The 8,234-nt window shown below is 68.5% G+C and carries 7 protein-coding genes and 1 pseudogene; 5 read left to right on the top strand and 3 right to left on the bottom strand.

The genetic code is table 11. The features are described from left to right. Positions 1–315: 315 nt before the first annotated feature. Positions 316–1,167, bottom strand: a complete 852-nt coding sequence (locus FHS88_RS20020) for a glycosyltransferase (RefSeq protein ID WP_184487266.1) — start codon at positions 1,165–1,167, stop codon at positions 316–318. Between the two features lie 534 nt (positions 1,168–1,701). Between FHS88_RS20020 and FHS88_RS20015 the strand changes: the two genes are divergently transcribed. Next, positions 1,702–2,208: a transposase gene (locus tag FHS88_RS20015; RefSeq protein ID WP_338146685.1), complete on the top strand. Its 507-nt coding sequence runs from the start codon at positions 1,702–1,704 to the stop codon at positions 2,206–2,208. Here FHS88_RS20015 and FHS88_RS20010 read toward each other — a convergent pair. After that, positions 2,111–4,657, bottom strand: coding sequence for an autotransporter family protein (locus tag FHS88_RS20010; protein WP_184487264.1), 2,547 nt, complete (start codon positions 4,655–4,657; stop codon positions 2,111–2,113). The two genes, FHS88_RS20015 and FHS88_RS20010, sit on opposite strands and share 98 nt — an antisense overlap. A 315-nt stretch (positions 4,658–4,972) precedes the next feature. Between FHS88_RS20010 and FHS88_RS20005 the strand changes: the two genes are divergently transcribed. The 4 genes from FHS88_RS20005 to FHS88_RS19990 all read left to right on the top strand — a co-directional run bounded on the left by FHS88_RS20005 (position 4,973) and on the right by FHS88_RS19990 (position 7,458). After that, positions 4,973–5,923, top strand: a complete 951-nt coding sequence (locus tag FHS88_RS20005) for an AraC family transcriptional regulator (protein ID WP_184487263.1) — start codon at positions 4,973–4,975, stop codon at positions 5,921–5,923. Between the two features lie 116 nt (positions 5,924–6,039). Then, a complete protein-coding gene (locus FHS88_RS20000; RefSeq protein WP_184487262.1) occupies positions 6,040–6,378 on the top strand; it encodes a hypothetical protein in 339 nt (112 codons plus the stop codon). Between the two features lie 70 nt (positions 6,379–6,448). Beyond that, entirely contained in the window at positions 6,449–7,204 is a 756-nt protein-coding gene (locus FHS88_RS19995) for a hypothetical protein (protein ID WP_184487261.1), read from the top strand. A 2-nt stretch (positions 7,205–7,206) separates the two neighbouring features. Then, positions 7,207–7,458, top strand: a complete 252-nt coding sequence (locus FHS88_RS19990) for a GlsB/YeaQ/YmgE family stress response membrane protein (protein ID WP_184487260.1) — start codon at positions 7,207–7,209, stop codon at positions 7,456–7,458. Between the two features lie 45 nt (positions 7,459–7,503). Here the strand turns inward: FHS88_RS19990 and FHS88_RS19985 are convergent. Then, positions 7,504–8,141 (bottom strand): annotated as a pseudogene (locus FHS88_RS19985) (IS5 family transposase); the annotation flags it as partial. Positions 8,142–8,234: the final 93 nt, after the last annotated feature.

Below are 8,234 nucleotides of genomic sequence, written 5' to 3'. Positions count from 1 at the left end.
CGCTACCCGCTACGACCAGACCGCCGAGAGCTTCCTCGGCTTCGCGACACTCGCCTCCATCCGACTGTGGATCAGGTTTGTCCACGCGGCCTAGCGACGTCGGCCGGGTCGCCCGGGATTAAGTGCAACCCCAACCCCTCTTGCACCCGCACGAAGTCGCGGGTGCGGCTGAAGGATAGCACGCTGCAGGCAAGCGTCCTATCCGGCGCGGCCGCAAGCGCGGCAAGGCAGAGATTGGTAACATAGCGTTCGCCGCCGCCGATGATGCTTCGATCAGAAAAATAGGTGGGCGTGACCTGCAAGATCCGCATTGGTCTAGCCCACCCCGCCCCCTGCCACCGCGCTGTTCTGTTGCGCAACGAGTTGCATAACGCGGTCGAGCTTGCTCCGGAAGGTCACTTCGGGGGCGAAGCTGGCATGGGCGCTGGCGGAGATCTCGGCGTGATCGGTCCGCACGAAGGCGGCGTCGATGGCGCGGTCGACCGCGGCGTCGTCTGTGTTATCGACGACGGCGCAGCCCTGCCGTCCTGCAAAAAGCGAGCTGATCTCCGCCGTCGCCGTGGTGACAACCGGAGTTCCGCAGCCAAGCGCCTCGGCGATCGGGATGCCGAAGGCCTCGAAATCCGACAGCAGCAGGTAGAGGCGTGAGGTTTGGTAGAGTTCCACCAGCCGTTCCGCCGAGACATAGCCGAGGAGATCGAACCGCTCCGCGAGGTCGGCGGGCAGGCTGACCTCCTGCGACGCCCGGCCGGCTAGCACGGCCCTCGTGGAAGAATCCCGACGCATGCGACGCGCGATGGCGGCTAGCGCGAGATCGGTGCGCTTGCGCCGCTCGTTGAAGTCGGCGACGCACAGGATCTGCGGCAAGCGCTCCGCCGCGCCGGGCCGGAAGCGTTGGGTGTCGATGCTGAGCGGCACGTAGAGCAGCGGGCAGCCAGCTGCGCGGGCCGCAAGGACGTCTAGCTCGGCACGCGAATCGCAGCAGACCAGGTCGGAAGTGGCCAGCGCCCGGTCGAAGGATGGGTCGACCAGGGTGAAGCGGTCGGCCTCCGGCAAGGTCCAGAGAGGCTGAGTATGGGGCGTGAAGACCAGAATCGTAGGTGGACGGATCGCGGTGACAACGCCGAGGTTTGTGGCTGCGTTGGCCCAACTAATGATCTCGATCACCGACCAGCGTCCGGAACCGGCAAGTTCGGTCGCGTCCGCGACGCCGGCGTCAGGGGCGCCTTGCATCGGGTATGGACCCGAGGCGATGAACCGAATGTGCTCAGCCTTACAGAAGTCGCGACAAATTGCGTAGTTTCTTTTCTCCTGATTATCGATACAGATCGAATAATCAAAGAACTCTTTTGAATATCTGATCCATTCAAAAAGAGCGGTCCCGGTTCCTGAGTATAGCTGGTTGGTCGACGAAATGATTACGAGATACGCGGGCCGGTCTGGTCGCGGAAAGCACATTTTTTCCTGCCCTTGAAAAGCTTATTCTCTGTTACAATGATACTCGGTCCGAAGCCAAATGCAAGTTTCGGATACGGCTTCGGCCGGTAATGAGACCTGTGCGCGGAAGGCTTGCGGCGCGCTGTTGTGGCTGATTCTCTGTGCTGAGCAACGCGGGGAGCGGGCGGCATGGCATATCGCATCATCGGTCAGGAGAGCCTGGCGCCGGAGGGCTCCTCGCGCAGCGGCGCGGCGCTGGAGCGCCTGTCGTCGCTGATCGACTGGCAGCCGGTCTGCGCGCTGCTCGCCACGCTCTACCCCTCCGCCAAGGGCCAACCTGCCTGGCCGCCGCTGTCGATGTTCAAGGCGCTGCTGCTGGCGGTCTGGCACGACCTGTCGGACGTGAAGCTGGCCGAGGCGCTGGAGGACGGTGCGACCTTCTGCCGCTTCTGCGGCTTCGCCGCGCGCAGCTTGCCAATAATCTCCTCAGCGCCGTGCCGTTTCCTCGCCATCGCGCCCTCCTCGTTCGGTCCAAAACGAACATGCGTCCCGGACCACTCAGAGGGGGCAGGGTCAGCCTTGCAGACCCATCGCATGATCCTCGCCTCGCGCCCCATCCGTTCCGGCGGCTCTGGCGCGTCGCCCAGGGCCCGCCTATGGCGCCTGCGGCGGGCTAAAAGGTCACGCGCACCCCGCCACCCACGCCCCATTCCGACCCGTTCGCGTTCAACTGCCCGCCCACCGTGCCAAACAGCGCGACGTTCGACGTGACTTCACCGACCACGCCGAGCCGCCCGATCACGTTCTCCCGCCCGCGGTTCTGCCCGAACACCGTCCAGGAGCCGGCCTCGGGCACCGCGGCGAAGGATGCGTTCACGCGATGGTCCTCCTTCTCCCCGGCCAGCCAGTCGTGTTCGTAGCGCAGCACGGCGAAGGGCCGCACCGTCCGGCCTTCGATGGTGAATTCGGTCGAGGCCCGCACGCCGATCCCCGTGACGAAGGAATTGGCGTCCGTGCCGTTCACGCGCAGGTTCAGCGAGCCCGCGCCGGACTCGGTGAACCCTTCCTGCCAATACTGCGTGTAGGCGAGCAGCAGCTCCGGTTCGACACGGAAGCCGCCGAGATCCATCCGGTAGCGAAGCGCCACCGCCGCGTTCACACCATCGGCGCCGAAGTTCGACCGCGCCTGGCGCCCGATGCTGCCGACCGTGATGTCACGTTCGCCATCCACGTCGAAGCGCGTGTAGCCGACCAGGCCGACCGCCTGCCACGGCCCCATGCCATAGGTGCCGTAGATGCCAGCGAAGAGCGCATCGCCGGTCAGCCGGCGCGGGGCGAAGTCGAAGTTGCGCATCCGCTGCTCGCCGTAGCCGAGCGTGAAGCCGACCACCGCATCGGGCCGCACGCGCATCTCGACCCCGCCCTGCACGCCCGAGAGCGTGTAGTCGAACCCCGCGAGGTCGCCCGACCCGTCCAGGCTCGCGCTGACGTAGTAGGCGTCGGCCCAAGCGCACCAGCGGCCACGCATCTCGCCGCCACGGCCCTCGCAGCTGCCCGCGGCGTCGAGAGCGGCGTAACGGAAGCGGTCGAGCTGCTCGAGCCCGACCGTGGTGAACGATGCATAGGCCTCGCCCGACATCGAATGCAGCGCATTCGTCGTGGCGCCCGGCGCCAGGCGCAGCAACTGCCCGAGGAAGGCGTTGAAGTCGGCGTTGGAGGTCACGCTCGCGCGGTATGCGTCGAGCGCGCCCGATTGCTGCACCAGGTTGCGCACGCCGCCCGTCGCGGCCGGATTGTTGAACGGCAGTTGCGTCGCTACGAGATTGACCTGCGTGCCCGAATAGACCGGGGTGAAGTCGAAATAGGCGAGCGGGTCGTTCACTGCCGCGAAGGCCCCCTGCACGCTGCCTGCCTGCACGATGGTATAGGTCTGCCCGTTCGCCGGCAGCGCGCCGGCGTCGGGGACGACCTGCAGCGTGCCGTCGAGCGCGGCGATCCCGCTGACAGTCACGCGGTCCGCGCCGCTCGCCGCTACGTCGACGCGCAACGTTGCGCCGGGGCCCATCGCCAGGTTGCCCTGCACCGCCAGCGTTCCGATCGGCGAGGCCGCGTTGCCGGGAGAGAGGGTGCCGTCGAGGAACACGCGCCCCACGGTGCCCGTGCCGCCGAGCGTCCCGCCCGCATTGACGAAGGTCGTGCGGACCGACTGCGTGTTCCCGTCCACGAGCAGGGTCGCGCCCGGATTGACCAGGAAGTTCCCCGTCAGCGTGCTCGTGCCGGTGAGGGTGATGGTGCCGCGGGCGAAGGTCACGCCGCTGCCGCTGCCGCCCTCGAAGGCGCCGGCGAAGGTGCCGCCGGGCCCGTCGAGCACGAGCGTGCGCTCGCCCAGCAGCACCCGCCCGTCGCCGGCGAGGCTGCCGATGGTGAAGGTGGGCAGCGTCATCAGGCTGAGGTCGAACCGCCCCGCGCCCAGCACGGTCACCGCGGCCGTGCCGCCCGTGGCGTTCTGGGCCACGCGCAGGAGGTTGTTGGGGCCGTCCGCGATGGTGATGCGCGCGGCGCCGAGGCTGGCGTTGCCCGCCACCAGGGACGCGCGGGTCGTGCCGCTGAGCGCGGCGATGGTGATCGTGGCATCCGCCAGCGTGCTGTTTTCCAGGGCGTTCAACTCGCCGTTCAGCACAAGACGCTCGGCCGAGGCATTTTCGCGCAGGAGCAGGGCAACATTGTCGAGCCGCGCCGTGCCGCCTCGGGCATTGCCCAGGAGCACGACTTCGCGCCGCGTGGCTCCGCTGGTGCCGCTCCCGATAACCGCGGACCCCAGGCTCGCCTGGTTTTCCAGCGCGATCTGGCCCAGCACGAGGTCGAAGCGGGCCTGGCCTGATAGGTCGGAGATGCCGGCGCCGGTCAGCCTGATCACGCCTCCGGATGAGGGTGGGCCCAGCGCCCCGAGGGTGACGACATAGGCCGGGGCGCCTGCCACGAAGCGGAGTTCCCCCAGGTTGAGGGGGCTCAGCGACACGATGGTGGGGCTGAGAGGCGACGCGCCGGCGAAGGTCGCGGTACCTGTCGGGACCGCGCCGGTCGACCAGTTTGCGGGATCCAGCAACGAGGTCCCGGGCCCGGTCCAGGTCGCATCCTGGGCCGCGGCGAGCATGGGCAGGGCCATCAGCGCCGTGCTGGCCATCGCGATCCCGCGCAGCCGCGCGGCAAGGGTGTTCATCCGTGGCATCTCCCCGTCACAACCCGGTGCTCCAGGTATCGGGCGCTCGAGGGGGGGGCGGGACGATTGCAACGACCAGATACTTGAAGCGCCGGACAAACCTGACCTTCGCATTCTCGTTGATCCGGGCCGGCCCCGCGATCCGCCAGGCGAAGAGCAAGTTATCCGCAAGGCGCAAACCAAGCCGCGCGGGCAGATGGCGACGCCGCATCCGCCCGGTCCCGGCCGACGGCCCTGCCGTGGCACGAGAACTTGGACTTCGGCGTGGGTCCTCTGGTATCGTTCGGGTGCGAGATAGCAAATCACCCGCAGCTGATGCGTTTCCTCCACCGTTTTCCCGTCCTGGAGGCCCACTCGGTCCATACCGCGCGGGAACGTTCGCACCTGTTCAGCCGGTTCGACCGCTACGAGGCCGTAGGCGAGCCTGGGCGGTTCCATATCAGGGTGAATTCCGCCCTTCTCGACGGGATCCGGCTGAGTGCCGTTCAGACCTCAGGCCACTGCGTGCGCCCGGTGGATGGGGAGAACGCGACACTGCTCGTCGCGCATCGCGGCCTTCTCGAAACCGATGATGGGCGTGTCCCGCTTCTCATCCGGGATGGCGAGGCCGCGCTGCCGCGGCCCGGCGCGCGCACGACGACGATACCCGACAGCTACATTGGCCTGGTGCTCCAGGCGCCGATGGCGTTTCTCGCGACCCGCGCCGGACAGAACGGAGAGGACGTTTGGCATCCGGCCCGCGACTGGCCGCATCGGCCCGCGCCGCGCCTGGTGCGCGCACTGCGCTACGTCATCGAGGAACTGGATGAGCAGGCGCCGGCGCCGCTCTCCCTGCGCGCGGCGCGCGGGATGTCTCGCTTGCTGACCGACCTGCTGCTGGACGACTTCGCGGCCAGTGCGGAGCAGGTGTCGCGCCCGCCATCCCCGGCCGGGCGCGCCGTGGTCCGGCGCGCCGAGGCGATCCTGCGCGCCCGCCTGCACGATGCCGTCTCGATCGTGGCGCTCGCGGGCGAACTCGGCGTCAGCACGCGGTCCCTGCAGACCGCGTTCCAGCGGCACAGGGGCATGACGCCGCGGGACTTCCTCGCCTCCTGTCGCCTGGAGGCGGTGCGCGAGCGGCTCATCAAGCCAAGACCTGGAGAGACCGTGACGGTGATCGCGCACGACTGCGGCGTGATGCATCTTGGCCGCTTCGCTGCGGCCTATCGTGCCCGCTATGGCGAGGCGCCTTCAGTGACGCTTGCCCGGTCCCTTCGCCTGAAGTGATCCGCGCGAGCGTGGCGCTGCGCGTACCGGATCGTGGCGACTGCGTTCAGCGGATCGCGGGCGCGGTTCGCGTGCGTCAGCATGCCCTTGCTCTGGATGGACAAGGGAGATCCCGAATGCGTTCCTATGGTCTGCGTGTCGCGCCGGCTGTCGTTCTTCTTCTCGGATTGTCGGCCTGCGGTGGCGGATCGGCGCCGCCGCCGACGGCCTCGGTGCCCCCGGCCGCTTCCGCACCGGCCGCGCCCGCCGCGCCCGCCTGGCAGGACCTGAACGGCGCCCGGGCTTCCTCCGGCGAGGGTGAACTGCAGCGCCGTGGCTTCGAGCTCTCCCGGCGCCAGGGGCTGACCCAGTTCTGGAACCATGCGCCGTCGCGGACCTGCCTGCGCGTCGTCACCAGCCAGGGCCGCTACGCGGTCACGCAGGTGCCGTTCACGCCGCAGAACTGCCCGGTCTGACGGGCGCGCCCCGCCGTTGCCGCGGCGGGGCGGCCCCATGAATGCGATGCCCGGAAAGAGGACCTGGATGATGCGGAAGATCTGGCTCGCCGTCCTGCTCGGCCTGGTCGCACTCGCGCTGCCGGCGCGGGCGGCCGAGGTGCGGACCGTCCACGTCCACTTCGCCCATGGCGCGAGCGGAGCGACCCTTTCCGGGCACGTCGCGGGACGTGAAGCGGTCCACTACCTGCTCGGCCTGTCGGCCGGGCAGATGCTGCGCGTGGTGCTACACAGCGGCAGCGACGCCGTCGGGTTCAACGTCTTCGAACCCGGCCATGTGCCGGGGCGCGACGGCGCGCTCTACATCGGCGAGCAGGGCGGGACGCAGATGGAGGTCCGCACCGCGCACAGCGGGGACTACCTGATCCAGGTGTTCCTGAACCGTGCCGCGGCGCGTCGCGGCGAACGGGCGAACTACCGGATCGAAGTCTCGGCCACCGGCGGCGCGGCGGCAGCGCCGTCGCGGCCGCATGACGCAACGGTTCCGGGCACGAACTTCCATGCCACGGGCCACATTCCCTGTGCGCGCCATGCGGGACAGCCCGCGGCGCAGTGCCGGTTCGGTGTCGAGCGGACGCGCGGGCGCGGCAACGGCCAGGTGACGGTGTTCTGGCCGGACGGCGGCAACCGGGTGATCTACTTCGAGGACTTGACGCCAGTCCGCTACGACCAGTCTCAGGCGGACGGCGATGCGCGCATGACGGTCGGCCGTGACGGGGACCTCTACCACATCCGCATCGGGCCGCAGCGGTTCGAGATCCCGATGGCAGTTATCACAGGGGGCTGAGGATGGGCGTGCCGGGTATCCTCGTCTGGGTCGTGATCGGCGCAGTCGCGGGCTGGCTCGCGAGCATACTGGTGCGTGGTGGCTCGCTGGGGCTGCTCGGCAACATCGTCGTCGGCATCGTCGGGGCCGTGGTGGCCGGGTGGCTGCTGCCGACGGTCGGAATTAGCCTGGGAAGCGGGATCCTGGGCGCAATCCTGGCGGCGACGGTCGGCGCAGTGATCGTGCTAGGCGCGATTCGCCTGTTCGCAAAGTGACGGTACACCGTCCTGGTCCTTAGAGCCCATCCGGGAAGTTCGGATTCATGCTGAGGGCGTTGCCGCCAGCCGTCGCAGCATGATGCGGATCATGGCCATACGGACGAAGGCGGTGGCGATGCGGCAGTGCCGCTCGAAGTCGCGGGCCAGACGCCGGTTGCGACTGATCCACCCGATGGTGCGCTCGACGATCCATCGCTTTGGCAGGACGACGAACCGATGACGGTCGCGGCGGCGCACGATCTCCATCGTCCACCTGCCGGTGCGCGCAACGGCGGCCGCCATCTTCGGCCCTTGGTATCCGGCATCGCCGATGATGCGCTCGATGAAAGGGAACAGGCGGCGCGCCTGACGCAGGAGCGGCTCGGCACCATCGCGGTCCTGCACGTTGGCCGGATGCACGACCACGCCGAGCAGCAGGCCCAGTGTGTCAGTCAGGACATGGCGCTTGCGCCCGACGACCTTCTTGCCCGCGTCGTAGCCGGACGGATCGACCGTAGAGCCCCCTTTTGCGCGCCCTTCGCCGTCTGGCTGTCGATGATCGCCGTGGTCGGGCTGGCCTCACGCCCAGCCTGCTCGCGCAGCGCGACGTAGAGGACATGATGGATGCGCTCGATGGTCCCCTCCCATTCCCATCGGGAGAAGTAATCCCACACGGTACTCTTTGGCGGCAGGTCCTTGGGAGACCTCTGCGAAACCCGCCTGATCGGGCGATGGAGGCGTGGCGGCGGCCTGGAAGCGGCCTGTGAGTTCGGTTTCGGTGTTTGGCGGCAGGC

This window comes from Neoroseomonas alkaliterrae, from assembly GCF_014199195.1.
Lineage (GTDB): Bacteria > Pseudomonadota > Alphaproteobacteria > Acetobacterales > Acetobacteraceae > Neoroseomonas > Neoroseomonas alkaliterrae.
Note: the sequence above shows the minus strand (reverse complement) of the source record. Positions and strands in the feature narration are given on the sequence as shown.